The sequence below is a fragment of the SAR86 cluster bacterium genome, from assembly GCA_023703575.1.
Classification (GTDB): Bacteria; Pseudomonadota; Gammaproteobacteria; order Magnimaribacterales; family Magnimaribacteraceae; genus Magnimaribacter.
Map to the genome: position 1 here is coordinate 525,002 of CP097969.1, position 15,907 is coordinate 540,908.

Consider the following 15,907-nt stretch of genomic DNA (forward strand, 5'->3'; position numbering starts at 1 on the left):
TAAAACCATTTTACATGACATAATCTATGGATAAATACATAGGTTGCTTATCAATAGGATTAAACATGAAATATCTACACACAATGCTAAGAATAAAGGACGAAGAAACTTCTTTAAAATTTTTTGTTGATGCTCTGGGTCTTAAAGAAATAAGGAGAATTCCTGTTGAAGAGGGCAGATTTACGCTTTTCTTTTTGGCGGCAGAGGGAGATGAAGATTCCCAGATAGAACTTACTTATAATTGGGATGGTGATGATCTAGGTGAAGGATCCAGAAACTTTGGACATTTAGCTTACCAAGTAGAAAATATCTATGATGTTTGTCAAAGACTTCAAGAAAAAGGAGTAGAAATAAATAGACCTCCAAGAGATGGAAGGATGGCTTTTGTTAAATCACCAGATAATATTTCTATTGAAATATTACAAAAGGGAGATGCACTTGAGCCAATTGAGCCCTGGCTATCTATGGAAAATATTGGAACTTGGTAAAATTGAAGGATTATTTGAACTATGAATAAATTTATTGCCTTGTTGATTTCATTTTTTCTTTTCGGCACTTTGCATTCAAAGGATTATGAATTTGAGAGAGGTATGGGAAATTTAATAGGCAAAGAAACTTGGTCCAGATGCTCTGAAAAGTTAGCATCCAAAGAGGCAAAAGAGTATGAGCTTTCGTATGAAAGATCAACAACAATGCCAAAGTCTCCATTTGCAGGTGAATACGAACCTAAGTTTCTTCCACCAGTAGGATTAGCGGGATCAAAGCAAATTTATAATATGGATGTCTTAAATGAAAACGTTAATGATGGTAATCAAGGAACTCAGATGGATGCCTTTGGTCATTTTTCTCATACTCAAGAAAAATGGGATGGAGAGTCTGATCTAAAGGCAGAAGATGCGAAATATTTTGGAGGTTTCACTCAAAAGGAAGTTAAACCTTCACCTGATTCGCCTCTATTAAAGCTCGGAATGGAAACTGTTCCACCCATTATTACTAGCGCGATTTTATTAGATGTAAGGAAGCATATATTTAAAGGTAAACCTATGGAAGCAGGCCAATATGTAACTGTAGAACATCTCAAAAAGACTATTGAATTGTCCGGTTTGTCCGAGAGAGGATTAAAGCCTGGTGATGTGGTGCTTATAAACACCGGATGGAGTGATCATTATGAAGACCCCGATATATCCAAAATTTATTATTCTTATGCTCCGGGTATTTCGTACGAAACTGCCAAGTTCTTGGGAACCAAGAAAGTTGTCGCAGTTGGTTTAGATACGCCTTTTGTAGATGCGGTGCCAAATCCTAATTCAGAGAAAATCTTTAAGATGCCTGGAGGAATGCCTGACGGATTAGGCTTTCCAGTTCATCATTACTTTCTTACTCAAGTAGGTATTTATACCTTAGAAAACTTGAAACTAAATAATTTAGCCAAAGATTCAGTTATAGAATCTTGCATTATGATTCTACCTTTACTTTCAAGAGGGAGCGCAGCATCACCAATAAGGCCTGTCGCCATAGGTGGGTAAATTTATCAAATGATTATTTAATGGATCAGGAGTTATAAAAAAGAGGGAGAATTTTTGTGAGATTTTTAAGATTATTGTTTTTTGGGGCTCTTTTAATTTTTCAATCGATACTCCTCTCTGAGATTATTCCAATTGGTCCTAATGGAAAGCCTGATTTAAATGGAGTATGGCAAGTAATGAATAGGGCTAATTTTAATTTGGAAGCTCACTCAGCTTCGGCAGCTATGCATCTTATCGAAGGACCTGTAGTTCCTATACCGCATCCAGATATTCTTGCATTAGGGGCAGTGGGATCTGTGCCAGGTGGATTAAGCGTCGTAGTTGGGAATAAAATACCTTACAAAAGAGATGCTTTAAGAAAAAGAGATGAAAATCGAAATGATTGGTTAAATAGAGATCCTGAAATCAAATGTTATTTACCTGGAGTGCCCAGAGCAACTTATATGCCCTATGCCTTCCAAATATTCCATAGTGAGGAAGCCGTCTTTTTTGCTTACGAATACGCAGGTGCTACAAGAAATATATATCTGCAAGATCCTGGAGAGCCACCAGTAGATTCATGGATGGGACAATCTTGGGGGTATTGGGAAGAAAATACTTTTGTCATAGAAGCTTCTGGGTTTAATGATCAAACCTGGTTTGATAGGTCAGGAAATTACCATTCAGATAAACTAAAGGTTACAGAAAGATATACACTTTTAAATGAGCATTTGATGGACTATGAAGCTATGATTGAAGATGAAGAGGTTTTTACAAGACCATGGAAAATACGGATGAAGCTATATAAAAAAGTTGGGGATGATGCGCAATTACAACAATTTAAATGCGTTGAATTTGTTGAAGAGTTAATTTATGGAGAGTGGCGTGCAAAATAAAATATTTATAACAATTCTATCTATCCTCTCGCTATCAACCTTTTCTGAAGAATTTAAAGTTAAAAAAACTTGGTTTGGTGACCCAGATCTTCAAGGAGTTTGGACCAATGCAAGTCTAACAACTTTAGAGAGACCTGATCATTTTGATGCACTTGAGATAAGCGATGAAGTAGCTGATTATGCAAAGAAAGCAAGTCAAGATTTTAACGAAATACTTGATAATCCTTACGAAGAAGGAGAAACGCCAGAATCTGGTGGGGATGTAGGTGGTTATAATGTTGCTTGGATGGATCCTGGAAATGATTTCATCAGACTAAATGGAAAATATCGAAGTTCGATCTTAACTTATCCGGAAAATGGCAAATTACCTAGAAGACTAACTAGATGGGCAATAGAAGGCCCATCAATTTACAGAATGTTTAACAGCGCAGATCATCCAGAAGAAAGAAGCCTTGGGGAAAGATGTATTGTTGGATTTGGTTCTAGTGGAGGACCGCCCATGTTGAATGTCCTTTACAATAACCACTATCAAATTGTTCAGTCTCCTGGCTTTGTCATGATAATGGTTGAGATGAATCACGACGCCAGGATTATAAGACTTGAATCAGAGCATAATCCCGATGAGATGCGTCCTTGGCTGGGAGATTCCATAGGATGGTGGGAAGGAGATACCCTTGTTGTTAAAACTAAGAATCATCATCCCCAACAAAAATTCAGAGCTGCTATAAGGCATCAAATCTTGATCATGGATGGCGCAGAGGTAACAGAAAGATTTACAAGGACAAGTGATAATGAAATTTTATATGAGTTTGAGGTTAACGATAAAAAAGCTTACCGAGACATTTGGAAAGGAGAGATGCCTTTAAGGGCAACCGATGCAAAGATCTATGAATATGCTTGCCATGAAGGAAATTATGCAATGGCCAATATACTGGCTGGTGCTAGAGCGGAGGAAAGTAAATGATAAACCTTATATGTAAATCAATTTTTTCAATATTTCTTGTAATATTAAGTATTAATAGTTTCTCACATCACGCTTTTACAGCTGAATTTGATGCAAATGCCCCAGTTAATCTTACTGGCGAGGTGATTAAAGTTGAATGGATTAATCCTCATGCCTGGGTTCATTTAGAAGTTGAAGAAAGCGGCAAAAAAACTACTTGGATGGTCGAGGGAGGAACTCCTAACACTTTGATACGAAACGGCATAACGAAACAGAGCATTAAGCCGGGAACGGTTATTGTGGTAAGAGGTTATCAGAGTAAAGGAAAACTTTGTCTCCCACGCTGTATAGCAAATGGAAGAGATGTAACCTTTCCAGATGGCAAAAAGGTATTTATGGGATCTTCCGGTACTGGAGCCCCTAGAGACGGAGCTGACCCTAGAGAGAGAAGGTAGTGAATAGGCTTAGAATCGCCATTTTTTTTAATCTCACTCTTCTTATTTCTTCCAATTCATTTGCTGACGATGACCATCATCATTCTGATATGCATGATGTTATGGCTCATCTTTTGACTCCAGCATCTGAAAAAATATGGAATGCTTCGGGTTCTATTATTACTAAAGAGGGCGAATTAAGTCTGGCACCAACTAATCAGAAAGAATGGAATGAGGTTATTTTTGGTGCCAAGGTGATAATGGAGAGCACTTTTATCTTAAATAGACCAGATCGTGCAAAAGGGAGAGAAGACTGGGTAAGATTTTCTGAACTTCTTGAACCAATAGGCAAAAGAGCTTTGAAAGCTGCTGAAAACAAGGATTCTGAAAAGCTTTTCGTTGTCGGCGCGGATTTATATCAAGCATGTGTCGCTTGTCATAATGTTTATATGAGAAATTAAATTTCATGTTTAACTTCATTGACTGGCTGGCTTCAACTTCAGGAAGTATTGCTCTTCGTGAGTCACTCTATATGTATCCTTGGATAGAGTCTGCTCATGTTCTATTTATAACTATATTTTTTGGTACATTACTTTTTGTTGATTTACGGTTGACAGGATATGGATTCAAAAATTTATCCATCAGTCAAATGAATGCGAAAATTCTACCCTTAACACTCATTGGTTTTCTTTTCATGATTATCACAGGCCTATTGTTATTTTATGCGCTCCCTGTGAGAAATTATCAAAATTTATTTTTTAGGATAAAGTTATTTTTGATGTTGCTCGCAGGCCTGAATGCCTGGTATTTTCACAGAACTATGAATCGACATAGCAAGGCCTGGGACAAAAACAGCTTCATTCCATTTAGGATGAAGGTTTCAGCAACAATTTCTTTGGTTCTATGGGGACTGGTGATCATATCTGGCAGGATGATCGCCTACAATTGGTTCGATTGTGATAAGCAACCTCAATCTGAGTTAGTCAATTTTTTAATTAGTTGTACCGTGGATCCAGAAATTTACGAGTATTTAAATGGAATCTAATCAACTACTGGAAATTATCTATCTTCTCGAAGATAGCTATATTGGTGAATATGTAAGAGGTTCATTGTGGCTATTTCCTGTAATTCAGTCTTTTCATCTTATAGGCCTGGGAATTTTAGGTGGTGCAGTGGTTATCGGAGACTTTAGACTATTGGGAATTTTAATGAAAACTGAAACCACTAGCTATGTAATAAGAGTCACGAAGCCTTGGTTTAATTTTGGACTTTCTATTTTGATTCTCACAGGCATCCCACTTTTTTTAAGTGAGGCAGTGAAATGTTATTACAGCCGAGCTTTTTGGATAAAGATCTCGTGCCTATTAATGGGAACGATATTCGTTTATTTCATAAGGAATCCAATAGTCCTTTCAAGAGAAGAAAGCTTTTTCATGAAAATTTTGGGAGTTCTGTCCTTTTCTATTTGGGTTGTTACAGCTGCATCGGGACGCTGGATAGGGTTTTCCTAATCCAAAGAGAAAGCAAGTATTGCATTTCCAGCCATCTGCCCGTGTTGACTGTAACCACTGTTTACAAATACCCAGTCATCAACAATTACTGGTCCAGCTGAATCTATGGAACCTCCAACTGCAGGCATTCCATTTACAGTAATAAAGTCTCTAAGGGTATCGAACTCCCATAATTTAGAACCATCTTCGCTTGCATGTGCTGAAAATCTACCATCCAATGCTCCTGCAAAAATTACATTATTTGTCATTGAAATAGCAGCTGAGAAACCAGTACTGCATTTGCCTTCTCCATGCAAAGCTTTTCGAGATTCGCAAATGTCATCTAGCCGATATTCCCATAAGATATCTCCACCTTCAAAATCTAGAGCATACAGTCCTGGTTTTGCATCATTATCATAGTCTCTGTTGACTTTTCTATCCGATACGGGAACATATAAATTTTTATTATCAGTTGTCATACCAAAGTGAACTCCTCCGAGTGTACCTCCATTTCCAACTTTACTTTTCCAAGAGATCTCTCCTGTATTTATATCAAGCCTAAAGACCCAGCCTGATTTTTGGCCGGCAAGAAGAATTTTTTCTCCTTCCTGATTTTTGGACTGGATTACCGAAGCACCAAAATCAAAGTCAGGACCCTTTTCTTCTGGACAGACCAATCTTTTTATACCTGGTATCTCACAACCCATATTATAAGCATCACCTTTAAGTGTTTGAGTTGCCCATATTTTTTCCCCTGATTCTAGGTTCATTGAAATAATAGCATCGCTATAATTTGAAGCAGGACTTTGTAAACTTTGACCAGTTCCAAAGAAAATTCTTTTATCTTCTCTATCAATACCAGGGGCATTCCACACAGCTGATCCTGCTGGAGCAAACTTTTCCATTCTTGTGATTAATGTTTTTCCAAGACTTTTAGATTTCTCTTCAATCCTATGCGTCCATATTATTTCACCAGAAACAGTATCAACTGCTGCTATCCCCCCGCTTGTTTTACAGCACTCATGTCTGGGGTCTATGGCAAGTACTGTTTCAAAAGTAGATATTGGAACTATAAGATATTTTCCCGATTGTACTGGAGAAGCTGAGGGAATATTTGATTCATAATCAACGGGAATTTTTGATGCCCAAATCAATTCACCGGTTAATAAATTTAACTTATAAACTTCAAAATCAGAATCAACTAAAAAAATTGATTCACCATCTATTTTATTTAAGACTGGTGCATTTCTAAGTCTAGCCTTGGATGAGAATTTCCAGTAAGTACAACCGTTTTCTCTATTTAGTGCATGTAGAGAATCTGAATCTGATAATAAAATTACTTCTCCTATAACGATAGGTTGAGCTCTAACATCTTGTGAGCTAATACCGAAAGACCATTGTAGTTTCAAATTCTTAACATTATCAGCGTTGATATCAGAATGTGGCTGATTTCTTGTGTTGAAATTATCATAACCCCAACTTGGCCAACTTGAGCTTTGTTTAAGGTCTTTTTTCTCTATGACATGAGGACATTTGTAATTAGACGAGACTGTCGTAGTCCCTAAGACTTCATTTTGTGCAAGATATTCTGAGATAGTCTCTATTTCTTGTATTGATAGGTTGGAAGCTTGCTGCTTCATTTTTCCCTTTTGAAGAACATACATTAGTTCTGACTGAGTTAAATACGTCATTGAAGAGAGCGAAATTAAATTCAGTCCCTCATCTTCATGACATGAAGCACAATTTTCTTTAACCAACTTGCTTGCATCGGTAAAGGCTAATTGAGATACAAAGAAAAGTAATAAAAGGATTCTTTTCATCTAAATTAATTTAAATTTTTTTGGCTGGATTCCTTTTCTATCCAAGACAGCGCAAGATTAATTTTTTCTTCTAATTCAGTTACGTGTTGCGCAAGCATGCCTGATGCGTCTGTTACATTATTCATAGTTTCGGCATGTTGAATTAAGGTGATGATATTGTTACTAATTTCAAGCTGCTGAGCTTGTAAATCTTGAATTGTACTTTCAAGAATTACTATTTTTTTTTCTAAATCTAATATCTTAGCTTTTAATAATTCTTCACTCATTTCCTAGTGTAGCTAGATTTGGACTAAAGCCTCCTTTAAGTTTCCAGTTTCCATCTTTGTTTACAAGTAAATAAGTCACATCACCTGTTAAGATAATTTGATTATCCTTGTCAAATCTTGAAAAATTAACTTGGACCATAGAGGTATCATCATCATTGTATAGAACCTTAGAAGTATTAATCTTTGAGTAAGACCAACCATCCTTTTTTAAACCATTAAAATTTATTGCATCGCTATATTTTTCTTCAAGGACAGTATTCTTCCCCATGATGTAAATGAAAGGGGAATCTGAATTTTTGTTAATGGCTAAAATATCTTCGTTATTAAAATCCCGAAAAAACTGTTTTATGGCTTCTTCAGGCCCAGCACTTAAATGGCCTATAAGAAATATGTTGATTATAAAAAATATTTTTTTCATTTTTCAAAATGTGCGATGCATTTAATTTCGATTTTAAGGTTTGGCTGAACAAGAGCATTCACACCAATCAATGTTTGAGAAACTTCGGGCTTGCAACCATAAATTTTTTCTCTTTCTGCAAAGATCTCTGAAACGTTTTCCATACACTCATTCATATCCGTTACAAACCATGTTTCATCAATTATATTTTCAAGAGAACCGCCAAAATGATCTAAAATTTTTGAGATATTCTCATAACATATGATCATCTGACTTTTAAAATCGGCCGGAGTATTACCATTCTCATCGACGGCAATTTGTCCTGCCATGGTTAACACATTATCCACCTGTACCCCTTGAGAAAAAAAGTCTCCGTAAGGTCCTTCTCTTAATAACTTCTTCTTCATTTAGGCTCCTAAAACTATTACAAGGATTATTCCAAAAAATAATGCCAAGAGAATAGATTTGAAGTCTTTTTTAATCTGTTTCATAAATTTCTCTTATTTTCATCTAGCTCTGATACTTTTTTTCATACCACAACTGGGGCATTTGTATTTATATTTTAACGAAACAGCAGCATCGATATAACTATTGATTCTTTCAAGCTTAACATCGCATCGAGTACAGTAATAAATATTCTTGTAGTGTTTTTTAAACCAAGACAAAATTTTCTTAAACATAAAGAATTAGATCAAGTAGGGCAACGTGTAAATGTGGCTTCTAGTTAAGATCATTATCCTTTTTTCTATATTCCCAGAATGTATCTGCGTGCAAAAAAGTATCGTTAGCGTAATCTCTAATTTCTTTAAAGTTCATATCAACCGCATCAAATACTTGTTTCCACTGACCCTGTTCTCTTTCAAAAGCTTTGCTCAAAGCTTCTTTTATTTCCTCAACAGATTTTTCTAGGTTTTCAATTCTACTTTCAATTTTTTTAATATCACTATCCATTAATTATCTTCCTTTGTTATTTGAGATTTTTACCACGTTTTAACGTGCTTCACAGTTATTGAGGTTAGGTCTTCGGCATGGCTGAGACTTATCCATTAAAATTTCTTTATTAATATCATCAACATTTTTAATAGTACTTGCGAAATTGGAAAATTCATCACAATTAAAATTTCTAATTCTTTTTTCGTTTGCAATTCCTTTCATAATTATGAGTTGTTCTTCAGCGTGCAATTTTGAAAAGCCAATATCTGTATTTGGGAAACAAAGAAAGAAATTAGAATAGGCTGCTTGACTTCTTCCAATCTCTGAAATATTAAAAGCGCAGCCAAAGATCAGTAAAGCAAGTAAGAGGGTGGTTAAAGTTTTCATTTAAATAATCTATTTCCAAATCTATCTAGCCAGCAAATTGTGATATAAAAAACATAATGACAAAGAAAATTATAAACAAGAAAAAACTCTTACGAACTGGAATTCCTGCTTCATAATCAAAACTATTCCTGAACAAATAATAGATGCCGAAAGCAACTGAAAGGGCTATGAGGAATATAAGCATACCCATTAATCAATAATTGATGCACAAACACCAAGGACTAGCAAGGTTAGCAGGAGGGTGGTTAGGTGTTTCATAATTAAACGTTATATTCTATGTATGTATAGGTCAATAGAACTCTAGTGACTTACGCAACTTTGAATACTATAATTCGCGCTCTTTTGGGCGATTAACTCAATTGGTAGAGTGCCACCTTTACACGGAATAAGTCTACCATTCAAACCTGTATAGATACACCATTTAAGCCCTATAAATCAACATTATATGTATGCATATAGTAGATATTTATAGATAAAAGGCAGTGCATTAGCAGTACGGTATTGTATAGGGAGTAAATAGTTGCTATCATTTACACATGGCAAAATGGACTCAAGCAACAGTAGAAAGTTGGTTAAAGAATAAACCCACAGGTTCTGGATTGGGTGGAAAGAGAGACAGACATACATATCAACAAGACAATCTAAGGGCTGTTGTATATAAGACTGGTAAGCTCACTTGGTACTTTTACAGGAAAGGTATTAAGAATGAAATATTAGGTACTTATCCTGCTATAAGTCTTAAACAGGCTAGAGCTTTAGTCATTAAGAATATGTCTGACGAGTTCACAGGTGAAAATCCTGACGGAAGACTGACCTTCAAAGAATACTGCAATTCTCCTAAGTTTCTAAGAGAAAAGAACAAGACTAGGAAAAGTAACCAAGCGAGTATGAAAGCTCTCAATAATCTCATTGTTCCTGTAATAGGTCATATTCGAATGGATAAACTTACTTTAGAAGATATTAATAAGTTTAAGTTTGGTTATGAAGCTAAGAACTCTTCTGTTAATAGACTCCTTAATGAGATAAGGGCAGTACTGTCACATGCTTATAAAAACAAAGCTATTAAGAACAATATTCAAATAGAGAACCTAAAGGTAGATAGTAATCCTGACAAAAGATACTTATTAGAATCTGAAATAGAGGCTTTAAGAAGAGCTTGCAGAGAACCTTTAGAACACATGACTCCTAAACAATACCTTCAAGCAGGACACTTACCATTGATTATAGACATTGCTTTATTCTGTGGATGTAGATTGGGAGAGATACTTAAAATCACATATGCAGATATTGTTGCTGGTGATGAATCAGATGATAGCTTCTGGAAGATAAACTTAAGAGGAGAGATAACTAAATCTGGTAACTCTAGAGATGTGCTTCTTCCTGAGTGGTTAAAAGAAAGATTATCTAAGTGGTGGTTCGACAACTTAACTAAAGAAGAACTAGCAGAAGTTATACATGACAGAGCTACAAAGAAACGCCCGAGACTACATCATGATAAAAGACTCTTTCCTTTCCGTTCTATTCAAACTGCTTTTGAGAAAGCAAGGGATAGGGCAGAACTAGACAAAGATATTTCGTTCCACAGTCTTCGACACCATTTCTGCTCTAATGCCCTTATCTGTGGAGTACCAATACATCTAGTTCAGAAAATGGCAGGACATTCATCAATAACAACAACAGAGAAGTATCTACACATAATCGATTCGGACTCTGCCAAGTACCTAGATAAGTATTGGAAGTCTATTTATAGGTACGAAGAACCCAAGAAGATAGACAAGAAACAAGAACCAATAGTTTCTATTGAAGGAACTGCTGTACCAACATTAGTACAACCACAAACAAGCATTACCTTTGATACTAATAAGATTAATTGGAACTTAGACGATGCTTTAGCTAGAGCAATGGCTTATGAACCTTTATCCATTACAACAAAGAAAACTAAAGGGAAGAAGGTGTGATTATTTCTTTCATAATAACTATTATTCAATTTGGTTCTATAGGTAATTTTTTTCTGTTTCTATATCGAGGCTGTATGAGGATTTATGATTACTTTTCTTACTTCAAACATAAACAACATATGCTTCCCAAAACATATAAAGCCACACAAAGAGAAAGTCTCCTAGATGCCTTTAAACATTTCGCAAGCTCTCTCGGTTTCTTAGCTGTCTTTTGGCTACTTTATGAGACTGGTTTAGTTGAATACTCTTTCTTTTATCTCTGGGATGGTTTTTAGTGAGAGTCAGAGAAAAACAATGCAATGGATGTTCAGAGAACTTTGATGTTTTGTTTCGTTGTAAATACAACAACTCAGATTGGATGTTCCTTTGTCAGGAATGTTTAACTCCTGTTAAGGAATACTCAGATTATATTTATGGAGGAACATGGAAAGCTCGAAAAGGATAATGTTAGTTCTTGAACTAGACGACTATAACCATGCTGAAGTTGTCTTTACCAAGAATCTTATCCAAACCAAGGAAGACTTTGAAGAATGTGAGGTAGTAGAGAAGTTTTCTATTTAGGAATAAATATTTCTGGTACTCTTCATTTAAGAAGAGGTTGATTATGGATGAAGAAAAATTTGACGAATTGAGACAAGAATTTGAATTACTAAAAGAATATCATGGAAAACTTCTTGAAGCATTCCAACTATTGAGAAAAAAAACAGACCTACATACCTTGATGTTAGAAAATATAAATGAAAATCAAGAGGAGAAATGGAAAAAATATGATGATTTAATTCAACAATTTATATCCAGTCATGACCAATCTTTAGAAGACTTGCAGAAAGCAGTGGAAGAATTTTTAGAAGATGAATGACTGCCTACTTTATCTTTCTTCTAGGAAACCTATCGTAAAGAATACAGGTTAAGTCTATCAACATCTCTCCTTTATCTTGACCAATTGTCTGAACTCTTGACTGAGTTACAACGTTCCTGTCATATCTACACCAATTAGCCACCTCACCTGTAAGATAAAATTCTTTTATACTCCTTACTTTAAGGACATTGTTGCGTTCACATTTATCGATAATAAATTTTGAATCTTTAGGCATCATGTAGCCTGTATCCACTTCAAGATAAACTTCACAAACCCTGTCCATATCAGCCCACAGACTAGTTGAAAGCAGTATCCCGGTTATTAGTATTAGTTTTTTCATAAAAGCTAATATTTTACTTTTTTTGCCTAGCAATTTTTTTGCGAAAAGAATTAAATGTATTTCCCTGTAGATTTTTTATTGGGTCAAACAGGTATAACCTTTTTACGATTTCGCTAGCACTCAGAGCAGAACCGGGAGAAACCAAGGGATGGTCATAGTTTTCGAATATAAAACATTCTTCAAAATTAACTGATTTATTGTATGCACAAAATTTAGTTATAAATCCACCATCCGTCAGTGAAACTAACATATTTCGATTATTTTTATCCATTGAATTTTGCCAATCAAAAAATTCCCAGTCTCCAACCTCTTCTAATGGAAAATCCTTATCACAAACTTCATACGCCAGCCTTGCACAAGCTTTATTTTCACCACATTCTTTGACTTTCTCAAATGAACATTCAGCAAAATTATCAGGACCAAACCAACTTGGTAATGTCCATGATGAAAAGGCTATTAACAAAATTACTAAACTTAGTCGCATAAAGTTTTGTCGATTATTATATTGAATAGAAATCTCCTAGAAGTATCTGTGAAGTAATGTTCCAAAGCAATATTATTTTCTCTATAAATTTTGAGTTCTGGATTTGAACAATAATTATTTTTCTCTCTTTCAAAACTTATGTTTCTAAGCTTTTCAATTCCTTTTTTAGTAATGTCAGATTTAACCTTTAGCTCATATTCATATACAAGACTTTTATTCAATCCAGCATATACCTTTGTTACCGTCATAACAGCATCTAACCTTATCGGGAGCAATTTACTGTATTCATTAGCTACTTCTTGCAGGACTAAATCTAGGGTTTTAGCACCATCAGCCCACAAGCTTCCAGAGACTAGCAAAGTTAGTAGGAGGGTGGTTAGGTGTTTCATTGTCGTATTTGTTCTACATACACTTCATTCAGGTTTCTTAAATTCCCTTCATGCGTACTTAGATACCTATTTCTTGGATAAAGCAGTTCTCTGCAACTTGCCCTAAGTTCATTATATTTTTTTCTATAACGAATAAGGTAAACTCCCAAGTCTTCATTTTCAATTTCAAATCCCTTGTTCTTTTCTAGGCTAGTTGCAAGTTCCTTTTCTAGTGCCTCATTTAAAGCTTTTAACCTTTTAACTTCTTTTTTTAATAGAAAAGGAGAAATCAGATACATTATGGGGAAAAACAAAACCCCAACAGCACCTCCCATAATTACAATAAACCAAAAAATATTAGATAGTAATTCCATAATCTTCTCCCTTATCCAAACAATCCGGTACTCATCAGAAACCTAAACACTATCCCTAATATTATGAAAGGTAGTGCAGCTATAAACTTTAAAGCCATGACCATATATTCCCATGTAAGTAACCAAATTATTACTCCTACAGCTATGAACATCCAGTTTAACCAATTCATTTAAAGCTCCTCTAAATCCTGTATCTGGAAATACTTTCTCTTTAATTGATTCTTTTCCCGGTGTTGGTGTCCTTTAATCCCATTGGAAACTTTAACTTCTTTATCTAAAACTAAATCTCTTGGGTTAGGTAGTTTCATATAAGGTCTAAATTTCTTGGATAATCCCCCAAATTATAAATCCAAAAAACCAACTCAATCCAAACATCCAAAAAGCATTTATGAGTACGTCTTTATATTCAACTTTATCATTAGGCTTTTCTGTACCTACTAAGTGACTAATCAAAGCTATTCCGTGACAGAGTATCCAACTAATAACTATTAATCCTAAGAATAAAAATGAATCCATAAACTGGTTAACAACATTAACTCTTTTTTATAGTTTTTCAATGGAAAAAATAAACATACTGTAAATAACTTTATTTCTTACTTAACAATACTTTAAAGAGTTTTTCGGGCTACCTAAACAATGTCTAAATATCTATTAATAAATATATAAATATATCTTTAAAAGGTATAAATAAAGGGGAGAATAAAGGTAATAAATATATATCTATACATATACATGTATTAAGACTTTTAGGGGAGATAGGGAGTAAATAGTTTAGAATAGCTAATCAATGCCATTTATAGACTATTACCTTACATCTGATATTGAAATTACTAAGGATAAACTTAGTGAAACAGAGCTAACCAGAAAGCTCCTAAAGAACGTTGATTTAGGTTCTGATAATAGAACATGGAATAGAAAACAACTCAAAGCTCTTAAGCTACTTCTCTGCAATGCTATTACTTACATGAATGAAGATAATGGAGTGTTTCTTTATTCAAGAAAGAAGAGACAGATACCAACTCAATTCAATCCTCTAGACATAGCTTACAGTTCTTTATTCTTTGTTATTGATAAGTTAGTTGAAGGAAAGGTAATAACAGGAATAAAAGCACCACCTAGAACAAAGGGAACTAACCCTAAGAAACTATCAGAGTTTAAAGTAACTCAAGACCTTGTGGACTTGGCAATCTCTTTGGGTATTAACAAAACAACGGTAAGAACGATAGCTAACTTCCATGTAAGACTTAGAGACACAGTAACCAATGAGAACTTAGAGTTCAAACACAACGAATATACAAGACATGTCGAGATGCTTATGTCTGAGTACTGTCACTATCTAAACCAGCACAACATTCTCTTTAGTACTGAAGATTATGATTTGGAAACTGAAGAAGGTTTAAAAGATTGGGGAGCTAGAGGACAGAAGATACATCTTTACAGGAACTATAAAAACTACTCTGATAAAGAAAACCATAAGGAGTCTTTGAGTAAATTTTACTTTGTTGATGTGCAAATAGACTTTCTTCTTGGTGGTCGTAGTGGTGGTTATTGGCAAGGTAAGAAGCCAGATGATAGACAACATATTCTGATAGACGGTAAAGAAGTAGGCACAGCAGACTTTCCTTGCATGCATTTAAATCTTTGCTACAGACAAGAAACAAATGATTGGTATCAAAAAGAAACCTATAAAGAACTCAAAGCAGAAGGAAGAGAAAGAGAAGATGCCTACATAGTAAGTGAAAAGATACATAGAGATATTGCTAAGAAAATGGTTCAGCTTATGTTCAACATCAAAGGTAGGAGAGCTGTAAGTAAAACCTTTAACACATGGCTAAAGGAAGAAGCTGATATTAAATTGGTAATAGCACACAAGAAGTCTCGCTATACCAATATTGAAATCATGGAGCTTATTGAGAGAAAGCATCACACTATTATTGATTACTTCTATAAGGGAGTTGTAGCAGGGCAGATAATACAATGGGAAGAAGCTAACCTTCTGCATGAGATAGCCAATAACTTTCAAAAGGGTTATGACTTTCCTTGCTTAACAATTTACGATGAACTAATCGTACCTAAAGAAGAACTAGCTATGGTTAAAGACTTTATGTTCTCTAGTGGGCATAACGAGATGTACTCCAAAATGTCTCTTATGAATCAAATAAAGAGCATGTAGAGAAGGTATCTAGAAGCTCCATAAATGGTTTCTAAGCAATGAAATATATACAGTTTTTAATCGTATATAGGGAGTAGATAGTTTAGCCTTAAACTGTCTCTATTTAAAGTACTGGTTTACAACCTATGTAGGCTAAAATTGTAGGAGCATTAGATATACTACCCGGTATACCCTACGTACATCCTGCCCACTGCCAAAAGAGTTGATGCAAAATAAAAGGGGAAGTTTATAATATCGGCATTAGAGAGGTACAAAAGGGGAACAAGTAAGAACCTTTAGC

Annotated in this window: 24 protein-coding genes; 12 read left to right on the forward strand and 12 right to left on the reverse strand. The window is 34.9% G+C overall.

Going from position 1 to position 15,907, the window contains the following annotated elements:
* Positions 1-65: 65 nt before the first annotated feature.
* From M9C83_02700 to M9C83_02735, 8 genes are read left to right on the forward strand one after another with little or no spacing between them, the layout of a single operon-like run.
* Positions 66-488: a VOC family protein gene (locus M9C83_02700; protein URQ67125.1), complete on the forward strand. Its 423-nt coding sequence runs from the start codon at positions 66-68 to the stop codon at positions 486-488.
* Positions 489-509: 21 nt separating this feature from the next.
* Positions 510-1,526: a cyclase family protein gene (locus M9C83_02705; protein ID URQ67126.1), complete on the forward strand. Its 1,017-nt coding sequence runs from the start codon at positions 510-512 to the stop codon at positions 1,524-1,526.
* 56 nt (positions 1,527-1,582) lie between these two features.
* Entirely contained in the window at positions 1,583-2,401 is an 819-nt protein-coding gene (locus M9C83_02710) for a hypothetical protein (GenBank protein URQ67127.1), read from the forward strand.
* Positions 2,391-3,365 (forward strand): hypothetical protein, encoded by a 975-nt coding sequence (locus tag M9C83_02715; GenBank protein ID URQ67128.1) that lies wholly within the window; start codon positions 2,391-2,393, stop codon positions 3,363-3,365. The genes M9C83_02710 and M9C83_02715 overlap by 11 nt, the downstream gene beginning before the upstream one ends.
* Complete coding sequence (locus M9C83_02720; GenBank protein URQ67129.1) at positions 3,362-3,799, forward strand: DUF6152 family protein; 438 nt, start codon at positions 3,362-3,364, stop codon at positions 3,797-3,799. The genes M9C83_02715 and M9C83_02720 overlap by 4 nt, the downstream gene beginning before the upstream one ends.
* Positions 3,799-4,239: a hypothetical protein gene (locus M9C83_02725; protein ID URQ67130.1), complete on the forward strand. Its 441-nt coding sequence runs from the start codon at positions 3,799-3,801 to the stop codon at positions 4,237-4,239. Before M9C83_02720 ends, M9C83_02725 begins: the two co-directional genes overlap by 1 nt.
* 5 nt (positions 4,240-4,244) lie before the next feature.
* On the forward strand, positions 4,245-4,823 hold the full coding sequence (locus M9C83_02730; GenBank protein URQ67131.1) for a hypothetical protein: 579 nt from the start codon (positions 4,245-4,247) through the stop codon (positions 4,821-4,823).
* Complete coding sequence (locus tag M9C83_02735; GenBank protein ID URQ67132.1) at positions 4,813-5,289, forward strand: hypothetical protein; 477 nt, start codon at positions 4,813-4,815, stop codon at positions 5,287-5,289. Before M9C83_02730 ends, M9C83_02735 begins: the two co-directional genes overlap by 11 nt.
* Here the strand turns inward: M9C83_02735 and M9C83_02740 are convergent.
* The 6 genes from M9C83_02740 to M9C83_02765 all read right to left on the reverse strand — a co-directional run bounded on the left by M9C83_02740 (position 5,286) and on the right by M9C83_02765 (position 9,071).
* The gene (locus M9C83_02740) at positions 5,286-7,088 is read right to left on the reverse strand and encodes a PQQ-binding-like beta-propeller repeat protein (protein URQ67133.1); all 1,803 of its coding nucleotides are present in this window, start codon (positions 7,086-7,088) and stop codon (positions 5,286-5,288) included. The two genes, M9C83_02735 and M9C83_02740, sit on opposite strands and share 4 nt — an antisense overlap.
* Before the next feature lie 5 nt (positions 7,089-7,093).
* The gene (locus M9C83_02745; GenBank protein ID URQ67134.1) at positions 7,094-7,354 is read right to left on the reverse strand and encodes a hypothetical protein; all 261 of its coding nucleotides are present in this window, start codon (positions 7,352-7,354) and stop codon (positions 7,094-7,096) included.
* Complete coding sequence (locus M9C83_02750; GenBank protein URQ67135.1) at positions 7,347-7,772, reverse strand: hypothetical protein; 426 nt, start codon at positions 7,770-7,772, stop codon at positions 7,347-7,349. Before M9C83_02750 ends, M9C83_02745 begins: the two co-directional genes overlap by 8 nt.
* Entirely contained in the window at positions 7,769-8,158 is a 390-nt protein-coding gene (locus M9C83_02755) for a RidA family protein (GenBank protein ID URQ67136.1), read from the reverse strand. The genes M9C83_02750 and M9C83_02755 overlap by 4 nt, the downstream gene beginning before the upstream one ends.
* A gap of 313 nt (positions 8,159-8,471) precedes the next feature.
* On the reverse strand, positions 8,472-8,702 hold the full coding sequence (locus tag M9C83_02760) for a hypothetical protein (protein URQ67137.1): 231 nt from the start codon (positions 8,700-8,702) through the stop codon (positions 8,472-8,474).
* A gap of 39 nt (positions 8,703-8,741) precedes the next feature.
* On the reverse strand, positions 8,742-9,071 hold the full coding sequence (locus M9C83_02765) for a hypothetical protein (protein URQ67138.1): 330 nt from the start codon (positions 9,069-9,071) through the stop codon (positions 8,742-8,744).
* Between the two features lie 536 nt (positions 9,072-9,607).
* Here M9C83_02765 and M9C83_02770 point away from each other — a divergent pair.
* The 3 genes from M9C83_02770 (at position 9,608) to M9C83_02780 (ending at position 11,888) form a co-directional block, all read left to right on the forward strand.
* Positions 9,608-11,029 (forward strand): site-specific integrase, encoded by a 1,422-nt coding sequence (locus M9C83_02770; GenBank protein URQ67139.1) that lies wholly within the window; start codon positions 9,608-9,610, stop codon positions 11,027-11,029.
* Positions 11,030-11,452: 423 nt separating this feature from the next.
* On the forward strand, positions 11,453-11,590 hold the full coding sequence (locus tag M9C83_02775; protein URQ67140.1) for a hypothetical protein: 138 nt from the start codon (positions 11,453-11,455) through the stop codon (positions 11,588-11,590).
* A gap of 43 nt (positions 11,591-11,633) precedes the next feature.
* Entirely contained in the window at positions 11,634-11,888 is a 255-nt protein-coding gene (locus tag M9C83_02780) for a hypothetical protein (protein URQ67141.1), read from the forward strand.
* Between the two features lie 4 nt (positions 11,889-11,892).
* Here the strand turns inward: M9C83_02780 and M9C83_02785 are convergent, their stop codons facing one another.
* The 6 genes from M9C83_02785 to M9C83_02810 form a co-directional block, all read right to left on the reverse strand.
* Positions 11,893-12,228, reverse strand: a complete 336-nt coding sequence (locus M9C83_02785; protein URQ67142.1) for a hypothetical protein — start codon at positions 12,226-12,228, stop codon at positions 11,893-11,895.
* 13 nt (positions 12,229-12,241) lie between these two features.
* Positions 12,242-12,712, reverse strand: coding sequence for a hypothetical protein (locus tag M9C83_02790; protein URQ67143.1), 471 nt, complete (start codon positions 12,710-12,712; stop codon positions 12,242-12,244).
* Positions 12,703-13,101, reverse strand: coding sequence for a hypothetical protein (locus M9C83_02795; GenBank protein ID URQ67144.1), 399 nt, complete (start codon positions 13,099-13,101; stop codon positions 12,703-12,705). Before M9C83_02795 ends, M9C83_02790 begins: the two co-directional genes overlap by 10 nt.
* Positions 13,098-13,454 carry a hypothetical protein gene (locus M9C83_02800; GenBank protein URQ67145.1) on the reverse strand — a complete coding sequence of 119 codons (357 nt, stop codon included), beginning with the start codon at positions 13,452-13,454 and terminating at the stop codon, positions 13,098-13,100. Before M9C83_02800 ends, M9C83_02795 begins: the two co-directional genes overlap by 4 nt.
* An 11-nt stretch (positions 13,455-13,465) precedes the next feature.
* Positions 13,466-13,624: a hypothetical protein gene (locus M9C83_02805; protein ID URQ67146.1), complete on the reverse strand. Its 159-nt coding sequence runs from the start codon at positions 13,622-13,624 to the stop codon at positions 13,466-13,468.
* Positions 13,625-13,769: 145 nt separating this feature from the next.
* Positions 13,770-13,970: a hypothetical protein gene (locus M9C83_02810; GenBank protein URQ67147.1), complete on the reverse strand. Its 201-nt coding sequence runs from the start codon at positions 13,968-13,970 to the stop codon at positions 13,770-13,772.
* Between the two features lie 271 nt (positions 13,971-14,241).
* Here M9C83_02810 and M9C83_02815 point away from each other — a divergent pair, with 271 nt between their 5' ends.
* On the forward strand, positions 14,242-15,627 hold the full coding sequence (locus M9C83_02815) for a hypothetical protein (protein URQ67148.1): 1,386 nt from the start codon (positions 14,242-14,244) through the stop codon (positions 15,625-15,627).
* The last annotated feature ends 280 nt before the right edge of the window (positions 15,628-15,907 follow it).

Bases quoted from the DNA above. Each gene is read 5' to 3' on its own strand.
- M9C83_02735 (URQ67132.1), top strand. From the start codon at position 4,813: ATGGAATCTAATCAACTACTGGAAATTATCTATCTTCTCGAAGATAGC.
- M9C83_02760 (URQ67137.1), bottom strand. From the start codon at position 8,702: ATGGATAGTGATATTAAAAAAATTGAAAGTAGAATTGAAAACCTAGAA.
- M9C83_02745 (URQ67134.1), bottom strand. From the start codon at position 7,354: ATGAGTGAAGAATTATTAAAAGCTAAGATATTAGATTTAGAAAAAAAA.
- M9C83_02805 (URQ67146.1), bottom strand. From the start codon at position 13,624: ATGAATTGGTTAAACTGGATGTTCATAGCTGTAGGAGTAATAATTTGG.
- M9C83_02750 (URQ67135.1), bottom strand. From the start codon at position 7,772: ATGAAAAAAATATTTTTTATAATCAACATATTTCTTATAGGCCATTTA.
- M9C83_02770 (URQ67139.1), top strand. From the start codon at position 9,608: ATGGCAAAATGGACTCAAGCAACAGTAGAAAGTTGGTTAAAGAATAAA.
- M9C83_02800 (URQ67145.1), bottom strand. From the start codon at position 13,454: ATGGAATTACTATCTAATATTTTTTGGTTTATTGTAATTATGGGAGGT.
- M9C83_02785 (URQ67142.1), bottom strand. From the start codon at position 12,228: ATGAAAAAACTAATACTAATAACCGGGATACTGCTTTCAACTAGTCTG.
- M9C83_02740 (URQ67133.1), bottom strand. From the start codon at position 7,088: ATGAAAAGAATCCTTTTATTACTTTTCTTTGTATCTCAATTAGCCTTT.
- M9C83_02815 (URQ67148.1), top strand. From the start codon at position 14,242: ATGCCATTTATAGACTATTACCTTACATCTGATATTGAAATTACTAAG.
- M9C83_02705 (URQ67126.1), top strand. From the start codon at position 510: ATGAATAAATTTATTGCCTTGTTGATTTCATTTTTTCTTTTCGGCACT.
- M9C83_02730 (URQ67131.1), top strand. From the start codon at position 4,245: ATGTTTAACTTCATTGACTGGCTGGCTTCAACTTCAGGAAGTATTGCT.
- M9C83_02775 (URQ67140.1), top strand. From the start codon at position 11,453: ATGGAAAGCTCGAAAAGGATAATGTTAGTTCTTGAACTAGACGACTAT.
- M9C83_02755 (URQ67136.1), bottom strand. From the start codon at position 8,158: ATGAAGAAGAAGTTATTAAGAGAAGGACCTTACGGAGACTTTTTTTCT.
- M9C83_02810 (URQ67147.1), bottom strand. From the start codon at position 13,970: ATGGATTCATTTTTATTCTTAGGATTAATAGTTATTAGTTGGATACTC.
- M9C83_02720 (URQ67129.1), top strand. From the start codon at position 3,362: ATGATAAACCTTATATGTAAATCAATTTTTTCAATATTTCTTGTAATA.
- M9C83_02765 (URQ67138.1), bottom strand. From the start codon at position 9,071: ATGAAAACTTTAACCACCCTCTTACTTGCTTTACTGATCTTTGGCTGC.
- M9C83_02780 (URQ67141.1), top strand. From the start codon at position 11,634: ATGGATGAAGAAAAATTTGACGAATTGAGACAAGAATTTGAATTACTA.
- M9C83_02795 (URQ67144.1), bottom strand. From the start codon at position 13,101: ATGAAACACCTAACCACCCTCCTACTAACTTTGCTAGTCTCTGGAAGC.
- M9C83_02790 (URQ67143.1), bottom strand. From the start codon at position 12,712: ATGCGACTAAGTTTAGTAATTTTGTTAATAGCCTTTTCATCATGGACA.
- M9C83_02700 (URQ67125.1), top strand. From the start codon at position 66: ATGAAATATCTACACACAATGCTAAGAATAAAGGACGAAGAAACTTCT.